Raw genomic sequence first — 24,666 nt, 5'->3', positions numbered from 1 at the left:
GCGCGCCTTTAGCGCCGAGGCATGCGCCCCTTCAGGAGCGCCAGGCACGCACCTTTAATCCAGCCAGCGCAGCGTCGCCGCGACGATCGCTTCGGGCGCATCTTCCTGCATCAGATGGCCGGCCTTCGGGACGGTCTGAAAACGCGCCTCCGGTATGGCCGCGGCCAGTAGACGGCCGCGCTCCGGTGCAATCCACTGGTCCTGTTCGCCCCACAGAATCTGCGTCGGACAGCGCATCCGCGGATAGCGCGCTTCCACTTCATCGGTATAGCGCTGGTCCATCTGCGCGATCTGCCGGTAGAACGCGGCTTGTCCCGTCGCGCCGAGCCACGGCGTCACGTAGGGCGCGAGTTCGTCATCGGGGATCTCGCGGGCGATGGCGCCGCGCACGTAGGCCTTCACCACGGCTTCATGAATATACGGCGGCAAGCCGGCGAACGCGTCGCCGTGTTCGCGCACGTGCCGCACGAACGGCGAACCCCAGGGCGCAACCGCAACCGGATCGATCAGTGTGAGACTGCGATACTCGCAGCCGTCGATGAGATGCGCGCGCAATGAAGTCGCGCCGCCAAAATCATGGGCGATCACGTCCGGGCTCTTCAGTTGCCAATGCACGAGCAATTGCGCGAGCAGCACGTTCTGCACGCCGAGCGAAACGTCTTGGCCGTCGCACTGTTGCGACTGGCCGTAGCCGAGCAGGTCGTAGTAGTAAACGGTGCGGATTTGCGCGAGATGCGGCGCGATGCGATGCCACACATACGAAGAGAACGGCGTGCCGTGAACCAGCACCAGCGGCGGACCGTTGCCGGTCACGTTAAAGCGCACGGTTTGATCGCGGAACGTATAGCTTTGGGGAAGCGGCCAGTTTTGCATCATGAGCGTCGCGAGAAAGTCTGCTTGCCTTAACGGGTTGCGTGAAGCCTGATGCCCGGTGTTTCGTAGCCTGCTGTGAATCGCTCCCGGAAAACCTCACCTTTGTTTTAGTCTGCAACGCCAGGCAAATTCATCGAGACGTCCGCTCGCGGACTCCTCGTCGGTCCGAACGCGGCAGTCTGCACCGCATACCTTTGCGAATCGCGCATGAATCGCCTTCAAATAAGGTGTTTTCATGTCGGCGCGATTCGGAAGGCCAGGTAATCGGCTAATCGCGAGCGACTTCACCCTTCAACTCGCCGACACCCGACCAACCGAAAACCTGTTTTTCAACGGTGAGGAAATTCGGGAGCCGACGCTATTTCGCCGCCGCGCCGCGCAGCAGTTGCGAGACCTGGCCATGCAGATGCAGGATCGCCGGATCGGCCTGCAACAGCGGCAGATAACGCGGCAGAAAAGCATTATTCGGCTGATCGGCTGAAAAGAGACCCACGATCGCTTCGGCCGCGGCGAGCCGGTCGGCGGGCTCGGCTTCCTTGTCGTCGAGAATTTCGTCGACGTTCGCAATCAAGGTCGACAGCGGCGTGAGCCAGCGAAACCCCGAGCCGTTGATCAGCACTTGCAGGAAGGCGGCGGGCGTGACCGGGCCGAATTCCTTTTCATACGATGCGCGCTCGTGATCGAGAATGGATTTATGCAGCGCCAATAGCGGTCTGCGAATCTCCGAGAGGAATTGAGTGCATTGCTGGTCGTTCATCGTGCGGCTCCTTCGGATGGTCAGGCAGTCAGACGGTAAGGCCGGTTCGAGTCGGGCGAGCTCAATCAAGCGATGGTAACGCATTGATCCGGATGTCGTTCGTTCCGTGCCAGGCGCGCCGGCAGCGGCTCTCCTGTTGCGTCAGCGCGCCAGGGGTCGCGGCGAAATTCTTTGTGCGCGACTACAATTTGCCGGACTGTTGCGCCGCATTCGCGCCGCGCATCATCTTCGATTCAACTGCACGTCGGCCTCATCGCGTATTAGCAGCGCTTACCGAATAAACGCGGCAAGCTTTCCTGCTTTGGTTCGACGTCCCGTCTAAACAGACTGACAAACAATAATCCCCACTCGGAGCCGCCCATGACCACGTTCAACATCAACGGCCAAACCCATACCGTCGATGCACCGCCCGACATGCCCCTGTTGTGGGTCTTACGCGACCTCGTCGGCTTGACCGGCACGAAGTTCGGCTGCGGCATCGCGCAATGCGGCGCGTGCACGGTGCATCTCGACGGCGTCGCGGTGCGCTCGTGCGTGTTGCCCGCGGCGGCGGTCGGCGACAAGAAGATCACCACGATCGAAGCGGTCGGCAGCACGCCGGCCGGACAGAAGGTGCAGCAGGCATGGCGTCAACTCGACGTGGTGCAGTGCGGCTACTGCCAGTCGGGCCAGGTGATGTCGGCCGCCTCGCTGCTCGCGAGCAATGCCAATCCCACCGATGCGGACATCGACGCCGCGATGGCCGGCAACATCTGCCGCTGCGGCACGTACAACCGCATCCGCGCGGCGATCAAGCAAGCCGCGAAGGGAGCCTGATATGTCCCAGGGATTGCTCGATGCACACAACGGCGCACACCACGGCGCGCAGCCGTCCGACAGCGGCAAGGGCCGCGTCAGCCGCCGCACGTTTCTCAAGTTCGGCGTGACGGTGGGCGCGGCGGCCGGCGGCGGCTTGCTGCTCGGCTTCAGCATGCCGGCCGCGAGCCAGGATCAGAAGGCCGGCAAATCGGTGATCGGCGGCGACGCCGACGAGGCGCCGCAAAACGGCGTGTTCGCGCCGAACGCGTTCATTCAGATCGACACCGCGGGCAAGGTCACGCTCGTGATTCCAAAGGTGGAAATGGGTCAGGGCGTCTATACGTCGATCCCGATGCTGATCGCCGAAGAACTCGAAGTGCCGCTGGATTCAGTCACGCTCGACCACGCGCCGCCGAACGAAAAGCTCTTCACGGACCCGCTGCTCGGCGGCCAGCTCACCGGCGGTTCCACGTCGATCCGCTATGCGTGGGAGCCGATGCGCCGCGCCGGCGCGACGGCGCGCGTGGCGCTGGTCAACGCGGCCGCGCAGCAATGGCAGGTCGATCCGTCAACCTGTCATGCGCAAGCCGGCCAGGTGATTCATGCGGCCAGCAAGCGCAGCATCGGCTATGGACAACTGGCGGACGCGGCGGCCAAACTGCCCGCGCCGGAAAACGTCAAGCTGAAAGACCCGAAGGATTTCAAGCTGATCGGCACCGCCGTCAAGCGCCTCGACTCGCCGGAGAAGGTGGACGGCACCGCCGTGTTCGGCCTCGACGTGCGCGTACCCGGCATGGTCTACGCGGCCATCGCCAATTGCCCGGTGTTCGGCGGCACGCTCGCGAGCGTGGACGACACCCACGCGAAGAAGATCCCGGGCGTGCGCCAGGTGGTCAAGATTGACAACGCGGTCGCCGTGATCGCCGACCACACGTGGGCCGCGAAACGCGGCGTGCAGGCGCTCGACATCAAGTGGAACGAAGGCGCGGGCGCGAATCTTTCGATGAAGCAGATCGTCGACGATCTCGCCAACGCCGCGCAGCGCAACGGCGCGGTCGCGCGCAAGGAAGGCGACGTCGGCAACGCCTTTTCGAATGCGAAGACGCGCGTGGATGCCGTCTATCAGCAGCCGTTCCTCGCGCACGCCACGATGGAGCCGATCAATTGCACCGTGCACGTGCGCCCCGACGCGTGCGACGTCTGGATCGGCTCGCAAGTGCCGACGCGCGTGCGGGACGCCGCGATGAAAGAGACCGGCTTGCCCGCCGACAAGATCGTCGTGCATAACCATCTGATCGGCGGCGGCTTCGGACGGCGGCTGGAATTCGACATGGTCACGCAGGCGGTCAAGGTCGCCAAGCAGGTGTCCGCGCCGGTCAAGGTGCTGTGGACGCGCGAGGAGGACATTCAGCACGACATGTACCGGCCGTACTACTATGACAAGCTTTCCGCGGGGCTCGACGCGAACGGCAAGCCGGTCGCGTGGCAGCATCGGATTGTCGGCTCGTCGATCCTGGCGCGTTTCGCGCCGCCCGCGTTCAGAAACGGCATCGATCCCGACGCGGTGGAGGTTGCCGCGGACCTGCCGTACGACTTGCCGAATCAACTGGTCGACTACGTGCGCCAGGAGCCGCATGCGGTCCCCACCGCGTTCTGGCGCGGCGTAGGACCGACGCGCGGCACCTTCGTGGTGGAGAGTTTCATCGACGAACTCGCCGCGCAGGCCAAGATCGATCCGGTCAAATATCGCCAGGAGCTGCTCGGCAAGACGCCGCGCGCGCTGAACGTACTCAACACCGCCGCGCAGGCGGCGAACTGGGGCAGCGCGGTGCCGAAGGGGCAGGGGCGCGGCGTCTCGGTGATGCACGCGTTCGGCAGTTTCTTCGCGATCGTCGTCGACGTGGCGGTGGACCAGGGCGAGGTCGCGGTCAAGCGCGTGGTGTGCGCGGTCGACTGCGGCATGGTCGTGAATCCGAACACGATCGAAGCGCAAGTGCAGGGCGGCATCATCTTCGGCATCACGGCCGCGCTCTACAGCGAGATCACGATCAAGAACGGCCGCGTCGAGCAGAACAACTTCACCGACTACCGGATGCTGCGCATCGATCAGACGCCGCCCATCAACGTGCATATCGTGAAGAGCAGCGAGGCGCCGGGCGGCATCGGCGAACCCGGCACCGCGGCGCTCGCGCCCGCGCTGACCAACGCCATTTACGCGGCCACCGGCAAGCGGCTGCGGCAATTGCCGGTCGGCAGTCAACTGCAAACCGCCTGACCGGAGCCCGACATGAAAAACACACTGAAGGGTTTCGGCGCGGCGCTGTGCCTCGCGCTGCCGTTCGTCACGCAAGCGCCGGCGCAGGCCGCCGATCAAACGCTGGTGCAGCGCGGCGCGTATCTGGCGAAGGTCGGCGATTGCGCCGCCTGCCATACGGCGCCGCGCGGCAAGCCGTTCGCGGGCGGCCTGCCGATGAGCACGCCGATGGGCCACATCTACACCACCAACATCACGCCCGACCGGCAAACCGGCATCGGCGGCTATACCGAGGAGGACTTTGCCCGCGCGATGCGTGAAGGCGTCGCGAGAGACGGCCACAACCTGTATCCGGCGATGCCGTATCCGTCGTATGCGAAGGTCAACAACGACGACATGAAAGCGCTGTATGCGTATTTCATGAGCGGCGTCGCGCCGGTGCAGCAGGCCAATCGCGAACCTGACATCAAGTGGCCGTTGAACATGCGCTGGCCGTTGAAGCTCTGGAACATGGTCTTCCTGGAGAAGGGCGTCTATCAGGACAAGCCGGGCAAGGACGTCGCCTGGAATCGCGGCGCATACCTCATTCAAGGCCTCGGGCACTGCGGCTCGTGTCATACGCCGCGCGGCATCGCGTTCCAGGAGAAGGCGCTCGATGAAAGCGGCAGCGCATTCCTCACGGGCGGCCTGCTCGACGGCTGGTTCGCGGCGAATCTGACCGGCGCGCACAACGTCGGCCTGGGCCGCTGGAACGATCAGGATCTGCAGACCTTCCTCAAGACCGGCGCGAATCGCCACGCCTCGGCGTTCGGCTCGATGACCAGCGTGATCAACAACAGCACGCAGGCCATGAACGACACCGACATCGCGGCGATGACGACGTATCTGAAGTCGCTGCCGCCGGCGGGCGGCAATGGCGCGCCGCCTTATACGTTCGATCCGCAAGCGACGAAGGTGTCGTTGAACCGTCCCGCGAACGATGCCGGCGCGCGCGTGTACACGGCGTATTGCATGCACTGTCATGGCGTCGACGGACGCGGTTTCGCGCCGATGCTTGCGCCGTTGGCGGGCAATCCGAATGTGCTCGAGACGAATCCGTCGTCGCTGATCAACGTGACCTTGAACGGCACCGAGGATCTGGTGATCGGCGGCATTCCCGCGCCGTATCCGATGCCGAAGTACGCGCCGGTGTTGAACGACCAGCAGATCGCCGACGTGCTGAGCTTCGTGCGGGCCGGCTGGAATAACGGTGCGCCGGCGGTCAGCGCGGCGGAGGTGGCGAAGCTCCGCAAGTCGACGCAGGCGGCTCGCTAGTCATACGGGGCGGCACAAAAAAAGCGGCAACCGTTGTTGTTCACGGTTGCCGCTTTTTCATTCGTGGACGCAAGTCCAAACCAAAACGCCCGGCCAAAACGCTCGCTGCGAACGCGAGCTAGCGATGCTGCCCGACCTTCTGCCGCTTCTCCAGCACACGCGCGTACCACGTCAACGGGAAGCACATCGCGAAGTAGATCATCGCGACCATGCCGTAGATCGGGAACGGACGGAACGCGGCGTTGGTGATCATCGTGCCGGTCTTGGTCAACTCGACGAAGCCGATGATCGACGCGAGCGCGGTGCTTTTCACCACCTGCACGAGAAAACCGACCGTCGGCGCGACGGCGATTTTCAGCGCCTGCGGCCACACGATATAGCGCAGTTGCTGGCCGAACGTCATGCCGAGACTCGCGCCCGCCGCCCATTGACCGCGCGGCACGGCTTCGACGCAGCCGCGCCAGATGTCGACCAGATACGCGCTCGTGTAAAGCGTCAACGTGACGGCTGCCGCGACCCACGGCGATACTTCGACGCCCATCAACGGCAAACCGAAGAACGCGAGAAACAGTTGCATCAGCAGCGGCGTGCCCTGGAACACTTCCACATACACGACCACGATCCGGCGCAGCCACGGCAGCGGCGAGACGCGCATCGCCAGCAAGATCAGCCCGACCATGCCCCCGCCGACAAACGCGATCAGCGACAACAGCACCGTCCAGCGTGCGGCGAGCAGCAGATTGCGGGCGATGTCCCACAGGGTGAATTCGACCATGATCAACGCTCCGTGGGCAGGGTGCGCGGGGCGCGCCACATCAGGCGAGTGCGCCAGCCACGCGGCGCGCTGTCGGCGCCGCGCGCCGCGCGGCCGGCGAACAGACCACGGCCGAAGCGGTTCAGCAATTGCCGCAACAGGATCGACATCAACAGATAAGTGGCCGTGATGATCGCGTAGCTCTCGAACGACCGGAAGTTGCGCGACTGGATGAAGTTCGCCGCATACGTGAGATCGGGCACCGAGATCTGCGAGACGACCGCCGAGCCGAGCATCACGATCAGCACCTGGCTCAGCAGCGCGGGAAACACGGCGGCGACCGCCTGCGGCAGCACCACGTAGCGGAACACTTGCCGCCCATGCAGGCCCAGCGCCTGCGCCGCCTGCACCTGGCCGCGCGGAATCGAATCGATGCCGGCGCGCACGATCTCGATCGCGTACGCGCCGAGATTGACGGTCATGGCCAGAATCGCGGCCTGTATTTCGTCGATATGAATGCCGAGGCTCGGCAAGCCGAAGAAGATGAAGAACAACTGCACGATGAACGGCGTATTGCGGATCAACTCCACATAGCTCGCGATCACCCAGCGCGCCCATTTCGGCCCGGCCACCGCGACGCTCGCGCCGCCAATGCCGACGAGACCGCCCAGCACGGTGGACACGGCCGTCAGCCCCAAGGTCACGGCGACGCCGCGCGCGAGCATCCCCGCATAGAGGCCGAAGCCGCTGAAATCGAACGCATAGGTCATGGCGTGGCGCTCATCGTGAGGTCAAACTCCGGCGCGCACCGGCATGCCGGCGCGCTCAAACAAGGTTCAGAGATCGGCCGGCAGCGGCGCGCGCAACCACTTCTGCGAAATCGCGTTCATGGTGCCGTCCTTGCGGGCCTTGGCAATGGTTTCGTCGACTTTCTGCTTCAGACGCGGCTCGTTCTTGTTCAAACCCACGTGATCCGGCGAGCTGAAGAGCGAAAACTTCTGCTCGGGATCGTTCGCGGGATGACGCGCGAGAATCGTGGCGCCGACGTCGTTGCCGACGACCATCAACTGTACCTGACCAGAAAGGAACGCCGAAATTGCGCCGTTAGGATCGTCGAATCTTTTTATGATCGCCGTGGGCGGCGCGATTTTGCTGACGCTCAGGTCCTCCAGCGTGCCGCGCGCGACCGACACTGACTTGCCCGCGAGGTCGCCGGCGTTCTTGACGGGCAGCGCTTTCGGGCCGAACACGGCGAGGTAGTAGGGCGCGTAAGGCTGCGAGAAGTCGATCACCTTTTCGCGCTCCGGCGTCTGGCCCACCGAAAGCAGCATGTCGGTTTTGTGGCCGGCGAGGTAGGCCATGCGGTTGTCGCCCGTCACCGGCACGAGTTCCACTTTCACGTTGAGCGACTTGCCGATCAGATCGGCGACGTCGATGTCGTAGCCCATCGGCTTCATGTCCGGGCCGATCGAGCCGAACGGCGGATAGTCCATGAACACGCCGATGCGCACCGTGCCCGACTTCGCGATGTCGTCGAGCGCGTCGGCTCGCGCGGCGGACGAAAAGGCGCATAGCGCGCCGAGGCTCGTGAAGGCGAGGGCGGCGGCGAGCGCCGCGAACCCGCGGCGGGTGGTCGATTTCGAAACTTGCGGCTGGTGCATGGTCTTTCCTCTGTCGAGAACGGTGGTATTGGAATGGCTTTGGGGGTTGGCTGGAATGTCGCTCGCGGTGGTCGCGCGGTTCGGTAGGTGGCTCGGTTCGGTAGTTCGGTAGCTCGGTTCGGTAGTTCGGTGCGGTGACTCGGTTCGGCGGCTCAGTGCGCGGCGCGCGCGGCGATCAGCTTGCAGGCGTGCGGCGGCAATTCCGCGAGCACCGGCATGCCGAGCGTGAGCCCCGGCGTTTCGCGGGGCGTGGTGGTGGCGGTCAGCGTGAAGCCGGCGCAATCGATCGTCGCTTCCAGCGAGGCCCCCACGTCACGGATAAACGTGACGGTGCCCGCGAGCCGATTCGCGCCGGCTTCGGCCGAAGCGGGTTTCACGCACACGTCCTCAGGGCGGATCAGCAGGCGGATGTCGCCGCCCGAATCCGGCACGCGCGCCGTTTGAGCGACGGCGATGCGCCGCCCGCCCGGCAGGCTCACGCCGAGCGCGCCGTCGTAAGTCACCGGCAGGATATTGCCGAGGCCGATGAAGTCGGCGACGAACTCGCTGACCGGATCGCGATAGATATCGAGCGGCTTGCCCACCTGCGCGATGCGGCCCTTCTCCATCACGACGATCTCGTCGGCCATCGTCATCGCTTCGCGCTGATCGTGCGTGACCATGATCGTCGTGATGCCGAGGCGCTGTTGCAGCAGACGGATCTCGACCTGCATCGCTTCGCGCAGCTTGGCGTCGAGTGCGGAGAGCGGTTCGTCGAGCAGCAGCAGTTTCGGTTGCGAGGCGATCGCGCGCGCAATCGCCACGCGCTGGCGCTGACCGCCGGAGAGTTGCGTGACCGGCCGGTTCGCCATGTGCGGCAACTGGATCAGGTCGAGCAGTTCGGCGACGCGGCGCGCCTGTTCGTGCTTCACGGTCTTGCGCAGCTTCAGCGGATAGGCGACGTTCTGCGCGACCGTCATATGCGGGAACAGCGCGAGCGACTGGAACACCATGCCGAAGTCGCGCTGGTTCGCCGGCAGCCGCGTGATGTCGCGGCCGGCAAAGTGGATGCTGCCCGAACTCGGCGTTTCGAGCCCGGCGATCATTCGCAGCAGCGTGGTCTTGCCGCAGCCGGACGGGCCGAGAAAGCAGACCAGCTTGCCGTCGGGCACGCTCAGATCGACGCCGTCGACGGCATGCGCCGCGTTGAAGCGCCGGGTCACGGCCTGCAAGGTGAGATGGGTCATCGAATGCTCCGGCGGCAACGCGTGAGAAGCGCGGTCAAAGCGCAACGCCTTCGTCGCCGATCAGCTTTTCCAGCAGCCAGATCAGCGCGAAGTCGATCGCGACGATGAATACGGCGAAACAGAACACGGTCGGATCGAGCGACGACACCGTGCGGCTGTACAGCCACACCGGCAGGGTCATCGTGTCGATGCCGTACAGGAAGAAGGTCACCGTGAATTCGTTGAACGAGACGATGAACGCGAACAGCATGCCGGCGAGAATGCCGGGGCGCATCAGCGGCAGGATCACGTCGACGAGCGCGCGGCCAGGACTTGCGCCCATCACGCCGGCGGCTTCCTCGAACTCGGGGCCGATCGAGGCCACCGACGCCGCGCAATTCTTCACGGTAAACGGCAGCGCCAGAATCACATGCGCGATGATCAGGCGGAACACGCCGAGCTCGACCGGCAGCACGTTGAACACCAGCAGCAGCGAGAGCCCGAGCATCACGAGCGGATAGACGAGCGGCAACGCCACCAGTTGCTCGACCGCGGGCTTGCCGCGAAAACGGTAGCGGCAGAGCGCATAGGCGGCGGGCACCGAAACGAGCGTGGCGATGACCATCGTGCAAAGCGCGACGATCAGGCTCGTGCTCAACGCCGCGCCCATCGACAGCGAGTCGCTCGCATCCGGCGCGACGAAGCTGTGCCACGCGGCGCGATACCAGTGCAAGCCGTAGGCGTGCGGCGGGAATTCGAGCGTATCGGCCGCGCTGAACGACATCACGATCATCGTGATGATCGGCAGCGCGGCGAGAAACAGGACGAGCGCGGCCAGCAGCGCGGCGGCCTTGCCGAGCCGGCCGGGCATCGTGACCGGCCAACGGGAAACACGGGGCAAACGCGCGAGCCGCGCGGTTTGAATCGGCGTGCTCATGCGCGCGGCTCCTCGGCAAGACGTTGCGTGCGGCGCACGAGGCGCTGCGAGAGCGCCATCACCGTGAGCGTGGCGAGCATCAGCACGACGCCCGATGCGGACGCCGCCGGCCAGTTCAGCAAGGGCGCCACCTGATCGTGGACCAGCACGGCGAGCATCGGCACGCGGCGTCCGCCGAGCAGCAAAGGCACGGCGAACGCGCTGGCGTTGTACGCGAACACCAGCAACGCGCCCGACACGAGACCGGGCAGCGCCAGCGGCAACAGAATGTGACGCAGCGTTTGCCAGCGCGTCGCGCCGAGCGTCGCCGCAGCCTCTTCATACGAGCGCGAGACCGCGCGCATCGCGCTCGACAACGGCAGCACGGCGAGCGGAAACGCCGTCTGGATCAAGCCGAGCAACACGCCATGCTCGCGATACAGCCACATCACCGGGCGTTGCACGAGCCCGCTGCCGAGCAGGGCATGATTGAGCAAACCGGCCGGACCGAGAATGATCAGCCAGCCATAACCTTGCAGCAGCAAATTGACGAGCAGCGGCAGAAGCACACCCGCGAGCAGCAGACGCCGCGCGAGCCGCGATTGCGTGCGAGCCATCGCGAGCGCGACGGGAATCGCCAGCACGATCGCGCAGATCATGCTTTGAAACGCCAGCTTCAGCGTGAGCCATAAAGACTTGAGGAAGTAGCCGTCGAGCAGGTCCGCGTAATTTTGCAGCGTGAAGCCGCGCCACTCGTCGCCTTGCGTGCCGAAGCTCATGCGCAGCACGACGAGCGCCGCCGCGCCGAGCACCGCGAGAAACGTCAGGATCGGCGCGAGCAGGAGCCAGGGGCGCGCTTTGTCCAACGCGCTTGCGGCGGGTTGGTCCGGCGCGGCGGATGCGGGACTGGGCGTGCCACCCACCGCGCCCGCCGCGCTGCCGGATGCCGCGGCCGAACCCCGCGCCGCATTCGACGCCGATCCGGCTCGCCGCGAAAAGCGCGCGAGCATCGCCGTCATGCCGAGAAAATTTCGGTGTAGCGCTTGATCCACGCCGGCTGCACGACGGCGAGCGCCTTGTCGTCGTGCAATACGGCCTTTTCGGCGATCTGCCGCGGGCTCGGTACGAACGCGCGGCTCTCGGCGGGAATCACCGCTTTCGAATTGACCGGGCCGTTCAGCACGTCCGCCGCCATGCGGCCTTGCACGCCGGCATCGAGCGAATGGTTGATGAAGGCGTGGATCAGATCGCTGTCGCCGGGATGCGACTTCGGGATCACCGTGAACATGAGTTGCGTGGCGAAGCCTTCCTTCATGCCGTAGGTCACGCCCATCTTGTACTCGGGCTTGCGGATCTGCGCGGGGAAAAAGGCCGGCGAATAGATGCCGCCGATATCGAGCGAGCCGGTGCGGAACAGGTCGGCCACCTGGTTCGGGTTCTCCCCGAGCGTCATCACGTGGTCTTTCAGTTGCATCAGTTTCCTGAAGCCCGGCTCGATGTTCTGCTGCGAGCCGCCGTTCATCTTCGCGGCGATGATCGCGAGGTCCACCGCTTCGGCCCATTCCGGCGGCGGCAGGAACAGGCGGCCGGCGTACTTCGAGTCCCACAACGCTTCATACGACGACGGCGCTTCCTTGAACGTCGACGTGTTGTAGATCAGGCCGTCCGACCACAGCAGATAGCCGATGCCGAAACCGTTCGCTCCGGTGCGGTATTGCGGGGCCACGTCCTTGAGATTCGGCAGCTTGTCGAGATCGGGCTTCATCAGCAGGCCGGCGTCGCCGAGACCCGCCGCGCCCACGCCCGCCAGCGTGATCACGTCGTAGGTCGGCCGCTCGCCCGCGGCCTTGACCTTGGCGACCATGCCGGAGGTGCCGTCGGCGCGATCGGCGATCACCTTCGCGCCGGTCTTCGCCGTGAAGGTGGCGGCGATGTTGCGCAAGGCTGCGGCGCCGGTGTCGTCGGACCATGTCAGGAGGCGCAGCGTTTTGCCGGAGAAGTTGTGCTCCTCAGCCTTGAGATTGACGAACGGCATCGGCAATGCGGACGCCGCGAGCGCCGCGCCGATCGTCTTGATGGCCTGCCTTCTACCCCGTTTGATGTCTTGCATGGCGGTCTCCTGTGTTGAGCGCCTGTTGCTGGGTGATATTCGCTGTGACCGCTGCCGCTGCATCGCTCGTTGGCGCTGCCCGCCTGGCATGACCGGGCGCGTTGCCCGATGCGCCGCGGTGGATGCACTCTAGGTTTGCCAAAATCCCTCAACAAACGAAATATGCGCATGGAGCGCATGAGCTAATCTCATGCGTCGGCATTGAGGTAGTGGTGCCGGCGGCATTGATCGGGCAAGCGGGAGCGCCGAGACGGTGGCGCGTGCGGGTTAACGTCCACGTTTTTTCCGCGCTCGGGCTGCGCGGGGAGGTATGAGGAAAGCTCGGTTCTGGTGCGGTTGCGAACGGTACGCGCCCTGTGCCGGTGCAAACCGGCGGTCGAGCCCGGCGTCCTGCGCCATGCCATGAGCAACACGCATGGGTTCAAGCGAGGTTCGAGCGCCTGTGAGAATTTTCGATGGCGTATCCTATCGGCCAGATGGGCCGCATGCGCTGCGCGACGCCCATTGCTTCACGCTCGCGCAATGAGTTTTTCTGATCCTTACTGGACCCTACTGGACTTCTTTCGATGCGCCGTCTCCCGCCGCTCAACGCGCTGCAGATTTTCGAAACCGTCGCGCGGCATCGCAGCTTCACGCGCGCCGCGGACCATCTTTGCCTGACGCAAGGCGCGGTGAGCCGGCAAATCATCGCGCTCGAGGATTACTACAAGTTCCCGCTCTTCAAGCGTCACGCGAAGGGCTTGACGCTTACCGCCGAAGGCGAACTGCTGCTGCCGGCCGTGAAGGAAAGCTTCGCGCGCATCGAGGAGATTTCGCTGCGCCTCACGCGGCAGCGCACCGATCTCGCGCTGAAGGTGCCGACCTGCGTGATGCGCTGGATGCTGCCGAAGATCATGCGCTTTCAGGCCGAGTATCCCGATCTGCACGTGCAGATCACCACGACCTGGCAGCATGACGTCGACTTCCAGATGGAGCCGTTCGACGCGGCGATCATCTACGGTTCGTCGCCGGGTGCGGACGTGCAGGCGGTGCCCTTGTTCGAGGAGCGTCTGACGCCGGTGTGCGCGCCCGATCTTCTGAAAGACAAGCCGTTGGACGAGATCGCGGACCTGGCGCGCCACACGTTGCTGCATCCCACGCGCGATCATCGCGACTGGAAAATGTGGCTCGCCAAGGTGAGCGAGGCGGATGCCGCGAACGCCCAGGCGATCGACGCCGAGCACGGGCCGAGTTTCGACACGCTCGACATGGCGACCAACGCCGCGTTGCAGGGCTTCGGCGTGGCGATCAGCGACCTTGCGCTGATCGACGAGGACGTCGCGGCGAGGCGCCTGGTGCGGCCGTTCGATACGGTGCTCATGACCGGCTGGCGTTATTACTTCATCTATCCGGATTCAGCCGCGCATCAGCAAAAGCTCAATCTGTTTCGCGACTGGATCGCCGCGCATTGGCAGGAGTGAGGCCGCGAACTTCGCGTCACGGCGCGAACGACAGAAACAGATACGCCGCGAACAGCGACAGGTGCACGGCGCCCTGCAGAATCGTGGTGCGCCCGCTGCTCAGCGTGAGCGTGCCGACCAGCAGCGTGAGGATCAACAGCACCGTTTGCTTGCCGTCGATGCCGAGCACGAGCGACTGACCGGTCGCGAGAAACACCGCGGCGACGGTCGGAATGGTCAGCCCGATACTGGCGAGCGCGGAACCCAGCGCGAGATTCATGCTGTTCTGCAAGCGATCGGCGCGGGCCGCGCGCACCGCCGCGAGACCCTCGGGCAGCAGAACGAGCGCGGCGATGATGATGCCGACCACCGCCGCCGGCGCGCCCGCGTTCTGCACCGCGGTTTCGACGACCGGCGACAGCACCTTCGCCAGCAGCACCACGGCGACGAGGCACACCAGCAGCAAACCGCCGGCCGCGAGCGCCACGCGGCTGCTCGGCGGGGCGGCATGCACGTCTTCGTCGGGCACGTCGGCGAGAAAGTAATCGCGATGCCGCACGGTCTGCACGAACACGAACACGCCGTACAGCACCAATGACGAAACGCCCGCGAACGCCAGTTGCGACGGCGACAGCACCGGGCCGGCGCGGGTGGTCGTGTAGTTCGGCATGACGAGCGTGAGCACGGACAGCGAGGCGAGCACCGCCAGCGCCGCGGCCGCGCCACGGCTTTGAAAGTCCTGCTCGCGATGCCGGATGCCGCCCACCAGCAGGCAAATGCCCACGATGCCGTTGCAGACGATCATGACCGCGGCGAACACGGTGTCGCGCGCGAGGCCGGCCTTTTCGGGGCCGGAGGTCAGCATCACCGAGACGATCAGCGCGACCTCGATCACGGTGACGGCCACCGCCAGCACCAGGGTGCCGAACGGCTCGCCGACGCGATGCGCGACCACTTCCGCATGGTGCACGGCCGTAAACACCGCCGCGCACAGCGCCGCGCCGACCAACGCGAGCAGCAGCCCGTTGCCCGGCAGCAGATAGGCGGCGCCCAGCACGATCCAGGCGACGAACGGCGCGGCAATGGTCCAGCGGGGTAGAACGGTCGCGGTCGAGGTCATTCGGGCTTCCTTTTTGTTGCTTGTTTTGACTGGCGCGGAGGGGTTCCACGTGGGCTAGAAGTGAGCGCGGAAGCTCATGCGGCTTCTCATAAATGCGTTCTAACGTATTAAATTATAAGGGATACTTGACCGCGGCCGAGATTTTCGCAGACGGCGTCCCGCAGGTCACCGTACAAGCGGCGACGCTTGACCAGAACGATCGGTCAAGCGGGCTTGCGCGGGAAACAGGTGGATTGCAGTGTAGTGCGGCTTCGCGAGAATGGGCGGCGCGCGGCGCCGGAGCGAGCCGGTTGAACCTGAGTGATCTGATAGTCGGGCGTCGCTGCGTTGTCGAACCCAGCGACGCCCGGATCTGCCGCTACGGTCGTGGCCGACCGAATTACTGTCCGACCGGGCGGATCGTCAGCGCGTTCTTCACTGAAGTCACGCCGGCGACGCTTTGCGCGGCCTGAGTCGCCAGATCGACTTGCGGCTGCTCCGGCACGGAGCCGGCCAACGTCACCGCGCCGCCACGGGCACGCACCGAGATATTGGCCACGCTCAGCCCTTTGGTTTTCGTCAGCGCGCTGCGCACCTTGCGGCCCAAGGCACGATTGGCGGCCTTGGCCTGCTTGGCGGTCGGCGCCGCGGAGGCTGCCTCGGGGGCCGCCGTGGTCGCCGCATCGCTGCTTTGCGCGTAGGCGTTGAGCGATGCCAGAACGATCAGCGCGCCGCCGACCATCTTGATTGCCGTGAATGCTTTCATTGAACTCTCCTGTTGTCGTGAATACTTCGGTCCCCGGGTGGGGACGCTTTAATGCAACTGCGGTACTTCGGGACGAATCTGAACGGGACTGTGCCGCGGGTCGTGCGAGTGCATGCAAGCTGACTGCTGATCGAGGCGAGGTGATGCGATACGAGCGGGCCGAGGCGCATGCGAGCCGGCAAAGGCTGTGCCGCGGACCGGAAACACACGATACTCCAATCGATGCCGCGGCGACTGCGACGGTGCCACGAAATGAGGCGTGGCTACAACGCATCGGCCGATGACAACCGACCCATGTCGCGATACCGCGTGGCATGGCGCATCCATCGAACCGCGCGCTGCGCGCTTTAAAAAAGGCCGAACGCATGCCCGAACCGTTGCTTCCCATCCTGCCGTTGCATCGTGACGATTTGCCGGTCGATACGATCGGCCTGGCGCGCTTCATGATCGGCAAGTACCTCGTGCACGATCTGCCCGAAGGCCGCATCAGCGGACGGATCGTCGAGACCGAGGCGTATCCGGTCGGCGATTCGACCAGCCATGCGTTTATCGGCCGACGTCCGCATAACGGCTCGATGTTTCTCGCGCGAGGTCACGCCTATGTGCGCCTCACGTATGGCTTGTCCTACATGCTGAACATGTCGGCGGAAGCGGAGGAGGTCGGCGCGGGCATTCTGTTTCGCGCGATCGAGCCGCTCGAAGGTTTGCCGTTGATGGAAGCGCGGCGCCCCGGCGTGCCGCTGCGCGATCTCGCGCGTGGACCCGGCCGCTTGACCACCGCGCTCGGCATCGGCCAGGCGTTCGACGGCCGCGATCTTTGCACTGGGCGTGGTCTTTGGATCGGCGTGATCGAACGAGGCGAGTTGCCGGTCGGCGTGACGACGCGCATCGGTCTGTCGCGCGAAATGCATCGACCGTTGCGATTTTTCGAACCGGGCAGCGCGTTCGTGAGCGGACCGCGAAAGCTGTTGTTGAGCGCGCATGCCGGACCCGAGGCTCGCGCGAAAATCTGACCGGCAAGCGCACGGGCGCCGGCAAAATCCGCCGGGACAGGATGCGTTTTGGAAACCTCAGACACAAAGGCTTACGAAGCCGCGCATTATTACGGGGAACCCTCGACCCAATTCGCATGCGACGGTAAATTCCGCTGCACTGTTGCGATTAGGGCAATTATGTATCTCTCAATTAAGGGTTTTCCCTTGGCGTGCCGGTGACTAGACTGGAATCACTCGCTGCTCACGGTGTGTGGCAAGCGAAGCAAAAAACCAATCTGGAGGTAAGTCATCATGAACTCGTTTATCAAGGCAGTTGCCCTCGCAGCCGTTCTCGCGGCCCCGGTCGCCTCGTTCGCTCAATCGAGCCAGCAACCCGTGACCCGCGCGGAAGTCCGTAACGAACTGATTCAGTTGGAGCGCGCCGGCTATAACCCGGCCACCGCCAGCGATCCGGCTTATCCGGCCGATATCCAGGCCGCCGAGCGCCGCGTGCAGGAACAGAACCCGGCCATCGCACAAACCCAGCAGCCGGTCGCCGACACCAGTGGTTACGGCGCGCCGATGAGCGGTTCGTCGCAGTCGGGCGGCACGGTCCAGCCGACCTCGGGTCCGAAGTCGGTTTATTTCGGTAACTAACGCGGTAGCGCGGTATTGGAAAAGCAGAAATCCGCGCGCCGCTCGATGCGGCACGCATCACGACACGGTGTCTTTGTTCCGGCGTGAGACTCGTGCGCGGCACGCTGGGTAGCCAGCCCGCCGCGGCGCGGTCCCGGTCCACGATACAAGGAACCTCCGCTGCCGCAAGGTAGCTTCGCCCAGCCCGGTCAAGGATTGGGCTTTTTTTGCGTCTGCGTGTTCGCGTCGAATCGCGCGGCGCGCGAGGCGCCGCCGTGCGTCAAGGACGCTCGCCGTGAATATAGAACTCGAGTTGCTGAATGGTGAACTGCTGTTCAGCGATGATGTTCTTCACCAGGTCGCCGATCGACACCATGCCCACCAGCCTGTCGTTTTCGATGACCGGCAAATGGCGCATGCGGCGTTCGGTCATGAGGGCCATGCAGTCGTCGGTGCTCTGATCGGGGCGCACGAAGCGCACGGCCTTGCTCATGATGTCGCGCACCGGCGTGGCCTTGGACGAACGGTCCATCAGCACGACCTTGCGCGCGTAGTCGCGCTCCGTGACGATGCCGGCGATGCTGTCGCCATCCGTCACCACGAGCGCGCCGATGCCTTTTTCGGCCATCAGCCGGATCGCCTCGTAGACGGAATCGTCGACCCCGATCGTATAGACGGTGGTGTTGTTCGGTTTCGTTTTAAGAAGCTGTGCAACGCTTGTCATGGAGCGGCTCCGTTTCGCTATGCGGCGCGCCGGCACGGCGCGTTGTCGTGAGGGACAGGCCATTCCAGTATAGGCGCGACGCGCCGCCGCGGTACTTCGGGAATACCTGGGGCGCGCCGCAAGCCGAGTTCGGGTAGCGGCGCGGCACCGGGCGGCTCCATGCACCGCGCAAGGGCATCGGGTGCACCGTGCCGATTAGCGGTAAACTCCCAGTCCGTACCTTATCCCCGGTTTGATCGGGTTCATGTCAGCACCACTGTCCAACGCCATGCTCACGTCTCACGATCCGTCGCCCACGGCAGACGGCGCCATCAGCGAAGAATGCGTCGTTCTCGACGCTACCGCCACGCTTCCCACGCGCTACGGCACGTTCACGTCCTATGTGTTTCGCGTGGTCGACAGTGGCGCCGAACATCTCGCGCTCGTGATGGGCGAGGTCGCGAACCAGTCGTCGGTACTCACGCGCCTGCATTCGGAATGCCTCACGGGCGACGTGCTTGGCTCCTATCGCTGCGATTGCGGCGAGCAGCTCGATCTCGCACTGCGCTATATCGCAGCCGAAGGCTGCGGCGTGCTGTTGTATCTGCGCGGCCACGAAGGGCGCGGCATCGGCCTGTCGAACAAGATCCGCGCGTATGCGCTGCAGGAGCAGGGGCGCGATACCGTCGAGGCCAATCTCGACCTCGGCTTGCCCGACGACTCGCGCGAATACGATTCGGCGGCGGGCATTTTGCGCACGCTGAAGGTGACCTCGGTGCGTCTGATGAGCAACAATCCGGAGAAGTTCGACACGCTCTCCAAGCACGGCATTCCGGTGTGCGAGCGGGTTGCGCTGGCGATTCCGATGCGCGAGGAAAACGAGCGCTACATCCGCACCAAGCAGTTGAAGTTCGGTCATTACTTCGACGAGAACGAATAGTGGAATTTCCAAACCTATCTGGAGTCGTCCGAACTAGTCTAGTAGTGGTCGTAAGTCACTGAATTTTAATTGAAATTTAACGATCCCTGCCTCCTCGCCTTGCCGATCTCCGCTTGTCGTCACTTGCCTAAACTTAGTGAGTCGGCGTAGGTTTTCGTGGCGTTGTGCCGAAAACCTACGCCGTGTATTCTTCTTTCGGAAAAACCTACGCCGAGAGAAGAATGCGCTTTGATGCACGTGTCGCGGCCAAGCTGCCGAGCGGCGAGCACATGACCTTTGAGGGATTTCCGGGACTTCGCCTGCAGGCTTCGATGAGCCGCAAGTCTTGGACGTATCGCTACAAGTCGCCCGTCGACGGCCGTATGCGGCAGATCAAGCTCGGGGAGTGGCCGGCGATGGCGTTTGCGGCAGCGATCGCCGCATGGGAAAAGCATCGGGTCTCGCGGGATTCTGGCGCCGAACCCTCAGCGCTGCGCCGAAAAAGGGAAAAGCCAGATGCGCGCCCGTCGCCCGCCGATTACACCGTTAGGCAACTCTGCCGCGACTACCTCGAGGGTTACGTGGACGTTACCCGGAAGACGAAGGGCGCGGTGGAAGTCAGACGTATATTCAAGGCAATGCTGGAGCCAATTGCCGACGTGCCGGCGGCCACGATCACACGCGCCCAGGCGTTCGATTTCCTCGAATCATATCGGGCGACGCCTATGCTAGCGGCGCGGCTCCGCATGGAGCTTGGTAGTGCATGGCATTACGCGCTTGATGCTGGTCGCCTGCCGGAACAGACCGCAAACTGGTGGAGGGAGGTTCTCCGGGGGCGGCTGAAAAGTAAAGGGCGCAAGGTAGAGGGGAAATACACCGGGACTCAGAAGCGCGTCCTCTCGGTAGAGGAACTTGGCACATTGATCCGCTGGTCGCCAAACTTCAGTTTGACTGTTGCTGACGCGTTGACGCTCTACCTCTGGACCGGCACGAGGGGCGGCGAGATCGTCACTATGGAGAACACGGAGATTGCGGAGGAAGCCGATGGCCTCTGGTGGACGATCCCGAAGCAAAAGACCAAGGGGCTTCATAACGAGAGAGCGACGGATCTGCGTGTACCGCTCATAGGCCGAGCTGAGGTCGTTGTTCGACGACGCCTCGATCAGGCCAAGGGAACATTCCTGTTGCCTGCCTTGCGCATGATTTATCCGTGCCCAGCGAGGACGCAATGACCGCGCCGTTTCAGTGGTTTCTTCCGAAGCATGCCACTGCAGCTTCAGCCGGCGCCAGGCCGGCGTGGAAGTAGCCCTGGAGACGTTTTATGATCGTCGCGTCCGGGTGATACGGCGGGCGCACGAAATTCGCTGCCACGGCTTCGTCATACCAGGCGCACGTCCATACCTCCAGCTCGTCGCGCAGTCGGGTCTCGACTGCGGCCAGGTCCCCCGGCGCTGGTTGGTGTTGCACTTTGCTTGAGGCCACCATCCATGAGGCCTTGATTTCTTCGGTCCAGGCGAGAGGATTTGAGCCTCCAGCCACCTTCGCCCTATCCATATATTTTTGGAGAAAGCAGAAGTCGCGCAAGCAAACGTCGCGTTTTCGCGACGGCCAAACGAAAATTTTAAAACGCGCCACAGCTGAGTACGTTAATGAGTACACTCACCGGACAAAAACTTCATACTTGTTTTGTAGATCATACGGTTATGATTTCCATTCGAGTCCTCTCCTGGTCCTCGAAGTATTGACCACAGCGGTACAAAGGAATCAAATAGCCAAAATCGACGACCGAAACTTGCCGAGCTTTTTGTCCGTTGGCGTCTATCCCGGAATAAGGCGAGCCGTGTGCCGGTGAGCACCTTTGCGAGTACACCGAAAGTTCGAGGTCAAGAACGGTACTCGCCTAGCACTCGCAGACCGACAAACTATCGATGCCCTGCTCGAGGGGCTACGCCAATAACCCGACTGGCAATACAAAGCGTCCTATTTTAAATCGTGAGGTATCGTGAAATGCCGTGAACTTGGATCTTGCATTCAACCAGTTTGCTTCGGTCATCCGAAAAATCAGTGTGCGTATTGTTCCTTGTCTTTCCGAATCGAGCCGCTATCATAAGCGGTTGGAGCCGCATGCTTAAGCGTGTCCATTCTCGTTTCAGTACCGGCGCTCATTCGGTAGCTTTCGCGGTCATGCTTCGTCTCTGTGTCTGGACCACCGCGGGTCTTTTTTGACCGGAAGCGTTCTTTCCTTCCCGCCCTGAGAAACCGGGGTTGCCCCGGGCGATTACTCTTGGCCTGACGACGCACCACAAGCTGTCGGCAACGTACCGCACATGGTAGCGGTCGTCTCGTACTGGCTACCGAGGACTAACTTCCGACAAGCCCACTGATACTGACGGTTTCGCCTGTCGAATCAGTGTCGTGTCGCACAGGGCGACGCCTCGAACAAGCAGAGAACTCTTCGACGGAGCATCATGATCCGGGGGGCGCAGCCGGCGCCAATGATGCGGTTCGCAGGAAACCCAACTAAAAGAGGTTCACTGGTCAGCGCCACCTTCAAACTAGAGGACCGCAGCATGCCCGCACCGACGAGTATGAAACCGCTCTACCTAGATCTTCCGACCGTGGCGGCAACTGTCTCCCTCTCCGAGGCGAGCGTCCAGAAGCTAGTTCGCGAGAACCAGTTCCCTAAGCCCCGGATGCTGTCCGGCCGACGCGTCGCATGGCTCACACGCGAGGTTGAGGACTGGGCTGAGAAGCGCCCCATATCGGATCTGCTCCCACCGCCGAACACTGGCCACAGCAATCGGCGTCGCCGGCCTACTTCTTCGCCGGATACGTCGCAGCGATCTCCTCAAGGCGATGCGACAGCTTCGTGAGCCACTCGCGCCGTTCCCTGTCGTACGTGTGACGGTTGTAGATGCCGACGATTCCAGGCTGTACATGGCCGAGGACTGCCTCGGCGATATCATTGGGACATCCCAGCGTTGCCAGCAGCGTCCGGGTCGTGCGTCTAAGATCGTGGGCTGACCAGTGCGTAACCGGCAATCGCGGCCGGTCATGCTTCGGAGCGATCTTGCAATACGGCTGATGATAGTAGACGCCGTGCTGTATCACGGTCTGATTCATCGACGTTCCGCGCGACGAAGGAAACGATCCCCGGAAGAGGCGATGAAAGTGACCGTTACACGTTTGTATCGGCTACCGGAATCGGGCAGCGACTTTCCGCAAAGTACGCGTCTGTTGGAGTACCCATGGCCGCGCTTCGGCACCTGAACGAAGGAAACCATCGAGGTCGAAGCCGCGAGCGGATGACCAGCAGGACGTGGCAGGCGTGCAGGCGGGCTTCAACGAGCACCGGGCGTAAGTCCGAAGCAAGAAACTGAATCATGGTATATACCTCCATAGGTTTCAGGAAAATGCGAAGTTGGGTTGCCGACCCAAAGAGCGGGCATTGGCAGCTCCGCCATCCGATGTGATGGACGCGGTCTGAACAAGCGATCAGGAGTCCAACTGATCATTCCGGGCTACTCCTGATTCACGAGTTGTCGCGCGAGCGCGACTTCGATGCTTTCTCCGCCCTGGTTCAGGATGTCGAGACCGGAGTCCGGCATATCGCCGGAAGTGGACTGCGAGACGGCGATCTTCTGTCCCATCAGCTTCAGACACCGCATCTGCGTGGTGGCCTCGTAAGCAAGAAATCGCACCGTGACGTCGTGCGTCTGACCAATACGCCAGCTACGGCGTGCAGCCTGTTGCAGCGTGTAGGTGTTAAAGCCCGACTGAAGAAACGCAATCGTCGGGAATTCGAGCAGATCGAGTCCGGTCTTGACGAGTTCCGGGTTCGTGATGATGACCTCGGCACCGCGTTCGAGTTGGTCGGCGACCCAGTCCTCGCGCTTTTCCGCAGGGACGCTCGCACGAAGAACCGATGCCTTGACGCCCATTGCATCGAGAAGATTCTTCATCCCCGCGAGGGTTGGACAAGGTGAGGTCCGAAGGCGTGACAGGAGGTGATTCCGGAGCCCGCGTCACGTGACGCGGGAACAGCCGTGCAGACAGTGACACCGGAAGGGGGCTGTAAAGGTGTCGCCTCGCGCGGCGACGGACGGGCCTGCAAACTGGCAGGCCAGCAGTGAAACCGTCATGCGTCATTGGCCTTCATTGGCCGTGGCTGCCCATGAGAAGCGAATGACGCATGACGCCTGGCAGTTGAATCTGCCAGGCGCGTGTCTGGGCCGGGGAAATCATTCCGGCACAAACGGCACGGCGTGGTCGGGCCACCGTGAACCCAGGGCGCAGTGTGGCCGGTGCCGGCTTTCCAGAGCGTTTCGTGTGCGTCGCTCGGGAAAACCGGTAAACCAGTCATGCGAGAAGACCCCCCGCGCGTGGCGGGGGACGAGAGATCGCCGTTCACTCGGCGCTGGTATCGGTTCGACGGGTATTCGCGTTGCCGTGACGGCGCAGTGGCGGATAGCGATTGGTACGCGGCCCAGTGCGCTCAGGCAAAGCTGAAACTTTGCGTGGTTCCGGTGTGTTGCGACCGCTGTCGGGCTCATCGACGCCGTTCGTGTCGTGCTGATCACGACCGTCTGTCGACGGCACCTGTCCGTTGACACGCTCCGGCGCCTGGTCGTTTCCGGCGTCGGCGTCGTCGCGTTCTTCGCTTTCGTCGCCTGCGTCACGGTAGACCTCCTGGCCGTCAACCTTGATCCAGAAGAGCTTCAGCAGGCGCCCCTTGAGCACTGCGCCGGTTTCGCCAGCGCGGTTGCCGGTGCGCTCGAACGTCCGGATGTAGTGATCACCCGCGCGGAATGAAACGAGGACTTTCACATCGGGATCGTTCGCGTCGTCCATCACGGAACGGACCGCTTCTCTGGCCTTTTCGCCAGCGACGATCAGATCGAGCGGGAGATAGACGATGCCGTTCTCGACATTCGGGTCGCCATGGAACGCGGAGATGGCGCATGCGAGGAAAGGCCTGGCTTTGCTGCGACCATTGCCTTTGGTGGTGACATCACGTACACGGGACAGATACCCGAGACCGCGCAGATGAAGATCGAAATACTTACGGGATTCGACAGCCTGATTCATGACGATTCTCCAGAACGAAAAAGGGGAATCGCCAGGGCCCGTGGCGGGGAATGGCAATTCCCCAGACGGGCACAAAGGAAGCTTCCGGTCAAACGACCTGCGGTGGTCCAGACAGTGGGACGAAGCACGACCGCGAAAGGTGTCGCAGGGCGACGTTGTTGCAAGGATGCTGGAAGGGCTCCAGCGGGCAACTTCAATCGCGAATCATAGTCGGCGAAATCCAAAAATCAAGTCGATAACCGTGCCATATTTTTTTCGTACGAGGCCGGTATAACGGGATTAATGTTGAGCTCACGACGCGTCACGATGTCTCACGATCTGCACATTGTCGCCGCGGTCGATACACGGTCACCAACGATCGGCCACGATGGCTTCGTGAACAGCCGCGAAGGAATTCGAG

The 24,666-nt window shown here is 63.4% G+C and carries 23 protein-coding genes and 2 pseudogenes; 9 read left to right on the top strand and 16 right to left on the bottom strand.

Annotated features, from left to right (window positions below):
* Nucleotides 1-54: 54 nt before the first annotated feature.
* Both BUE39_RS26290 and BUE39_RS26285 read right to left on the bottom strand, forming a co-directional pair.
* Nucleotides 55-873 carry an alpha/beta fold hydrolase gene (locus tag BUE39_RS26290; protein WP_073431655.1) on the bottom strand — a complete coding sequence of 273 codons (819 nt, stop codon included), beginning with the start codon at nt 871-873 and terminating at the stop codon, nt 55-57.
* 358 nt (nt 874-1,231) lie between these two features.
* Nucleotides 1,232-1,630 (bottom strand): hypothetical protein, encoded by a 399-nt coding sequence (locus tag BUE39_RS26285; protein WP_073431631.1) that lies wholly within the window; start codon nt 1,628-1,630, stop codon nt 1,232-1,234.
* A 360-nt stretch (nt 1,631-1,990) separates the two neighbouring features.
* On the opposite strand from BUE39_RS26285, the gene BUE39_RS26280 reads away from it, so the two are divergent.
* Genes BUE39_RS26280 through BUE39_RS26270 form a run of 3 tightly spaced genes read left to right on the top strand, consistent with a single transcriptional unit; the run spans nt 1,991 to nt 5,996 of the window.
* Nucleotides 1,991-2,446, top strand: coding sequence for a (2Fe-2S)-binding protein (locus BUE39_RS26280; RefSeq protein WP_073431630.1), 456 nt, complete (start codon nt 1,991-1,993; stop codon nt 2,444-2,446).
* 1 nt (nt 2,447) lies between these two features.
* The gene (locus BUE39_RS26275; RefSeq protein ID WP_073431629.1) at nt 2,448-4,703 is read left to right on the top strand and encodes a xanthine dehydrogenase family protein molybdopterin-binding subunit; all 2,256 of its coding nucleotides are present in this window, start codon (nt 2,448-2,450) and stop codon (nt 4,701-4,703) included.
* Nucleotides 4,704-4,715: 12 nt separating this feature from the next.
* Nucleotides 4,716-5,996, top strand: coding sequence for a c-type cytochrome (locus tag BUE39_RS26270; RefSeq protein ID WP_073431628.1), 1,281 nt, complete (start codon nt 4,716-4,718; stop codon nt 5,994-5,996).
* A gap of 118 nt (nt 5,997-6,114) precedes the next feature.
* On the opposite strand, the gene BUE39_RS26265 is transcribed toward BUE39_RS26270, so the two are convergent.
* The 7 genes from BUE39_RS26265 to BUE39_RS26235 all read right to left on the bottom strand — a co-directional run bounded on the left by BUE39_RS26265 (nt 6,115) and on the right by BUE39_RS26235 (nt 12,642).
* The gene (locus BUE39_RS26265; RefSeq protein ID WP_073431627.1) at nt 6,115-6,771 is read right to left on the bottom strand and encodes an amino acid ABC transporter permease; all 657 of its coding nucleotides are present in this window, start codon (nt 6,769-6,771) and stop codon (nt 6,115-6,117) included.
* Nucleotides 6,772-6,773: 2 nt separating this feature from the next.
* On the bottom strand, nt 6,774-7,520 hold the full coding sequence (locus BUE39_RS26260) for an amino acid ABC transporter permease (protein WP_073431626.1): 747 nt from the start codon (nt 7,518-7,520) through the stop codon (nt 6,774-6,776).
* Nucleotides 7,521-7,586: 66 nt separating this feature from the next.
* Nucleotides 7,587-8,411 carry a transporter substrate-binding domain-containing protein gene (locus BUE39_RS26255; protein WP_073431625.1) on the bottom strand — a complete coding sequence of 275 codons (825 nt, stop codon included), beginning with the start codon at nt 8,409-8,411 and terminating at the stop codon, nt 7,587-7,589.
* A 152-nt stretch (nt 8,412-8,563) separates the two neighbouring features.
* On the bottom strand, nt 8,564-9,637 hold the full coding sequence (locus BUE39_RS26250) for an ABC transporter ATP-binding protein (protein ID WP_073431624.1): 1,074 nt from the start codon (nt 9,635-9,637) through the stop codon (nt 8,564-8,566).
* 34 nt (nt 9,638-9,671) lie between these two features.
* Entirely contained in the window at nt 9,672-10,553 is an 882-nt protein-coding gene (locus BUE39_RS26245; protein WP_073431623.1) for an ABC transporter permease, read from the bottom strand.
* Entirely contained in the window at nt 10,550-11,551 is a 1,002-nt protein-coding gene (locus BUE39_RS26240; protein WP_073431622.1) for an ABC transporter permease, read from the bottom strand. The genes BUE39_RS26245 and BUE39_RS26240 overlap by 4 nt, the downstream gene beginning before the upstream one ends.
* A complete protein-coding gene (locus BUE39_RS26235; protein ID WP_073431621.1) occupies nt 11,548-12,642 on the bottom strand; it encodes an ABC transporter substrate-binding protein in 1,095 nt (364 codons plus the stop codon). The genes BUE39_RS26240 and BUE39_RS26235 overlap by 4 nt, the downstream gene beginning before the upstream one ends.
* A 566-nt stretch (nt 12,643-13,208) precedes the next feature.
* Between BUE39_RS26235 and BUE39_RS26230 the strand changes: the two genes are divergently transcribed.
* Nucleotides 13,209-14,102, top strand: a complete 894-nt coding sequence (locus tag BUE39_RS26230) for a LysR substrate-binding domain-containing protein (protein WP_073431620.1) — start codon at nt 13,209-13,211, stop codon at nt 14,100-14,102.
* A gap of 16 nt (nt 14,103-14,118) precedes the next feature.
* Here BUE39_RS26230 and BUE39_RS26225 read toward each other — a convergent pair whose 3' ends face one another.
* Together BUE39_RS26225 and BUE39_RS26220 are read right to left on the bottom strand one after the other, a co-directional pair.
* The gene (locus tag BUE39_RS26225) at nt 14,119-15,201 is read right to left on the bottom strand and encodes a calcium:cation antiporter (RefSeq protein ID WP_073431619.1); all 1,083 of its coding nucleotides are present in this window, start codon (nt 15,199-15,201) and stop codon (nt 14,119-14,121) included.
* Nucleotides 15,202-15,580: 379 nt separating this feature from the next.
* Complete coding sequence (locus BUE39_RS26220) at nt 15,581-15,946, bottom strand: BON domain-containing protein (protein ID WP_073431618.1); 366 nt, start codon at nt 15,944-15,946, stop codon at nt 15,581-15,583.
* Between the two features lie 365 nt (nt 15,947-16,311).
* Here BUE39_RS26220 and BUE39_RS26215 point away from each other — a divergent pair, with 365 nt between their 5' ends.
* Together BUE39_RS26215 and BUE39_RS26210 are read left to right on the top strand one after the other, a co-directional pair.
* Nucleotides 16,312-16,959: a DNA-3-methyladenine glycosylase gene (locus tag BUE39_RS26215; RefSeq protein WP_073431654.1), complete on the top strand. Its 648-nt coding sequence runs from the start codon at nt 16,312-16,314 to the stop codon at nt 16,957-16,959.
* Nucleotides 16,960-17,232: 273 nt separating this feature from the next.
* On the top strand, nt 17,233-17,577 hold the full coding sequence (locus BUE39_RS26210) for a DUF4148 domain-containing protein (protein WP_073431617.1): 345 nt from the start codon (nt 17,233-17,235) through the stop codon (nt 17,575-17,577).
* Between the two features lie 259 nt (nt 17,578-17,836).
* Here the strand turns inward: BUE39_RS26210 and BUE39_RS26205 are convergent, their stop codons facing one another.
* A complete protein-coding gene (locus BUE39_RS26205; protein WP_073431616.1) occupies nt 17,837-18,280 on the bottom strand; it encodes a CBS domain-containing protein in 444 nt (147 codons plus the stop codon).
* 268 nt (nt 18,281-18,548) lie between these two features.
* Here BUE39_RS26205 and ribA point away from each other — a divergent pair, with 268 nt between their 5' ends.
* A complete protein-coding gene (gene ribA / locus BUE39_RS26200; RefSeq protein ID WP_073431615.1) occupies nt 18,549-19,199 on the top strand; it encodes a GTP cyclohydrolase II in 651 nt (216 codons plus the stop codon).
* 221 nt (nt 19,200-19,420) lie between these two features.
* On the top strand, nt 19,421-20,410 hold the full coding sequence (locus BUE39_RS26195; protein ID WP_143031999.1) for a tyrosine-type recombinase/integrase: 990 nt from the start codon (nt 19,421-19,423) through the stop codon (nt 20,408-20,410).
* Nucleotides 20,411-20,420: 10 nt separating this feature from the next.
* Here BUE39_RS26195 and BUE39_RS26190 read toward each other — a convergent pair whose 3' ends face one another.
* Nucleotides 20,421-20,762 carry a hypothetical protein gene (locus tag BUE39_RS26190; protein WP_073431614.1) on the bottom strand — a complete coding sequence of 114 codons (342 nt, stop codon included), beginning with the start codon at nt 20,760-20,762 and terminating at the stop codon, nt 20,421-20,423.
* Between the two features lie 884 nt (nt 20,763-21,646).
* Here BUE39_RS26190 and BUE39_RS26185 point away from each other — a divergent pair.
* Nucleotides 21,647-22,051: a helix-turn-helix transcriptional regulator gene (locus BUE39_RS26185; protein WP_327083070.1), complete on the top strand. Its 405-nt coding sequence runs from the start codon at nt 21,647-21,649 to the stop codon at nt 22,049-22,051.
* On the opposite strand, the pseudogene BUE39_RS26180 reads toward BUE39_RS26185, so the two are convergent.
* From BUE39_RS26180 to BUE39_RS26170, 3 genes and pseudogenes are all read right to left on the bottom strand, one after another.
* Nucleotides 21,993-22,325: pseudogene (locus tag BUE39_RS26180) on the bottom strand (tyrosine-type recombinase/integrase); the annotation flags it as partial. The gene BUE39_RS26185 and the pseudogene BUE39_RS26180 sit on opposite strands and share 59 nt — an antisense overlap.
* A 374-nt stretch (nt 22,326-22,699) precedes the next feature.
* Nucleotides 22,700-23,203, bottom strand: a pseudogene (locus tag BUE39_RS26175) (helicase); the annotation flags it as partial.
* 382 nt (nt 23,204-23,585) lie between these two features.
* Nucleotides 23,586-24,266, bottom strand: coding sequence for a DUF3577 domain-containing protein (locus tag BUE39_RS26170; RefSeq protein ID WP_073431613.1), 681 nt, complete (start codon nt 24,264-24,266; stop codon nt 23,586-23,588).
* Between the last annotated feature and the right edge of the window lie 400 nt (nt 24,267-24,666).

Origin of the sequence: Paraburkholderia terricola, from assembly GCF_900142195.1 — a bacterium.
In the GTDB taxonomy this organism is placed as follows: domain Bacteria; phylum Pseudomonadota; class Gammaproteobacteria; order Burkholderiales; family Burkholderiaceae; genus Paraburkholderia; species Paraburkholderia terricola.
Note: the sequence above shows the minus strand (reverse complement) of the source record. Positions and strands in the feature narration are given on the sequence as shown.

Bases quoted from the DNA above. Each gene is read 5' to 3' on its own strand.
- BUE39_RS26290 (WP_073431655.1), bottom strand. From the start codon at position 873: ATGCAAAACTGGCCGCTTCCCCAAAGCTATACGTTCCGCGATCAAACC.
- BUE39_RS26285 (WP_073431631.1), bottom strand. From the start codon at position 1,630: ATGAACGACCAGCAATGCACTCAATTCCTCTCGGAGATTCGCAGACCG.
- BUE39_RS26280 (WP_073431630.1), top strand. From the start codon at position 1,991: ATGACCACGTTCAACATCAACGGCCAAACCCATACCGTCGATGCACCG.
- BUE39_RS26275 (WP_073431629.1), top strand. From the start codon at position 2,448: ATGTCCCAGGGATTGCTCGATGCACACAACGGCGCACACCACGGCGCG.
- BUE39_RS26270 (WP_073431628.1), top strand. From the start codon at position 4,716: ATGAAAAACACACTGAAGGGTTTCGGCGCGGCGCTGTGCCTCGCGCTG.
- BUE39_RS26265 (WP_073431627.1), bottom strand. From the start codon at position 6,771: ATGGTCGAATTCACCCTGTGGGACATCGCCCGCAATCTGCTGCTCGCC.
- BUE39_RS26260 (WP_073431626.1), bottom strand. From the start codon at position 7,520: ATGACCTATGCGTTCGATTTCAGCGGCTTCGGCCTCTATGCGGGGATG.
- BUE39_RS26255 (WP_073431625.1), bottom strand. From the start codon at position 8,411: ATGCACCAGCCGCAAGTTTCGAAATCGACCACCCGCCGCGGGTTCGCG.
- BUE39_RS26250 (WP_073431624.1), bottom strand. From the start codon at position 9,637: ATGACCCATCTCACCTTGCAGGCCGTGACCCGGCGCTTCAACGCGGCG.
- BUE39_RS26245 (WP_073431623.1), bottom strand. From the start codon at position 10,553: ATGAGCACGCCGATTCAAACCGCGCGGCTCGCGCGTTTGCCCCGTGTT.
- BUE39_RS26240 (WP_073431622.1), bottom strand. From the start codon at position 11,551: ATGACGGCGATGCTCGCGCGCTTTTCGCGGCGAGCCGGATCGGCGTCG.
- BUE39_RS26235 (WP_073431621.1), bottom strand. From the start codon at position 12,642: ATGCAAGACATCAAACGGGGTAGAAGGCAGGCCATCAAGACGATCGGC.
- BUE39_RS26230 (WP_073431620.1), top strand. From the start codon at position 13,209: ATGCGCCGTCTCCCGCCGCTCAACGCGCTGCAGATTTTCGAAACCGTC.
- BUE39_RS26225 (WP_073431619.1), bottom strand. From the start codon at position 15,201: ATGACCTCGACCGCGACCGTTCTACCCCGCTGGACCATTGCCGCGCCG.
- BUE39_RS26220 (WP_073431618.1), bottom strand. From the start codon at position 15,946: ATGAAAGCATTCACGGCAATCAAGATGGTCGGCGGCGCGCTGATCGTT.
- BUE39_RS26215 (WP_073431654.1), top strand. From the start codon at position 16,312: ATGCCCGAACCGTTGCTTCCCATCCTGCCGTTGCATCGTGACGATTTG.
- BUE39_RS26210 (WP_073431617.1), top strand. From the start codon at position 17,233: ATGAACTCGTTTATCAAGGCAGTTGCCCTCGCAGCCGTTCTCGCGGCC.
- BUE39_RS26205 (WP_073431616.1), bottom strand. From the start codon at position 18,280: ATGACAAGCGTTGCACAGCTTCTTAAAACGAAACCGAACAACACCACC.
- ribA (WP_073431615.1), top strand. From the start codon at position 18,549: ATGCTCACGTCTCACGATCCGTCGCCCACGGCAGACGGCGCCATCAGC.
- BUE39_RS26195 (WP_143031999.1), top strand. From the start codon at position 19,421: ATGCGCTTTGATGCACGTGTCGCGGCCAAGCTGCCGAGCGGCGAGCAC.
- BUE39_RS26185 (WP_327083070.1), top strand. From the start codon at position 21,647: ATGATCCGGGGGGCGCAGCCGGCGCCAATGATGCGGTTCGCAGGAAAC.
- BUE39_RS26170 (WP_073431613.1), bottom strand. From the start codon at position 24,266: ATGAATCAGGCTGTCGAATCCCGTAAGTATTTCGATCTTCATCTGCGC.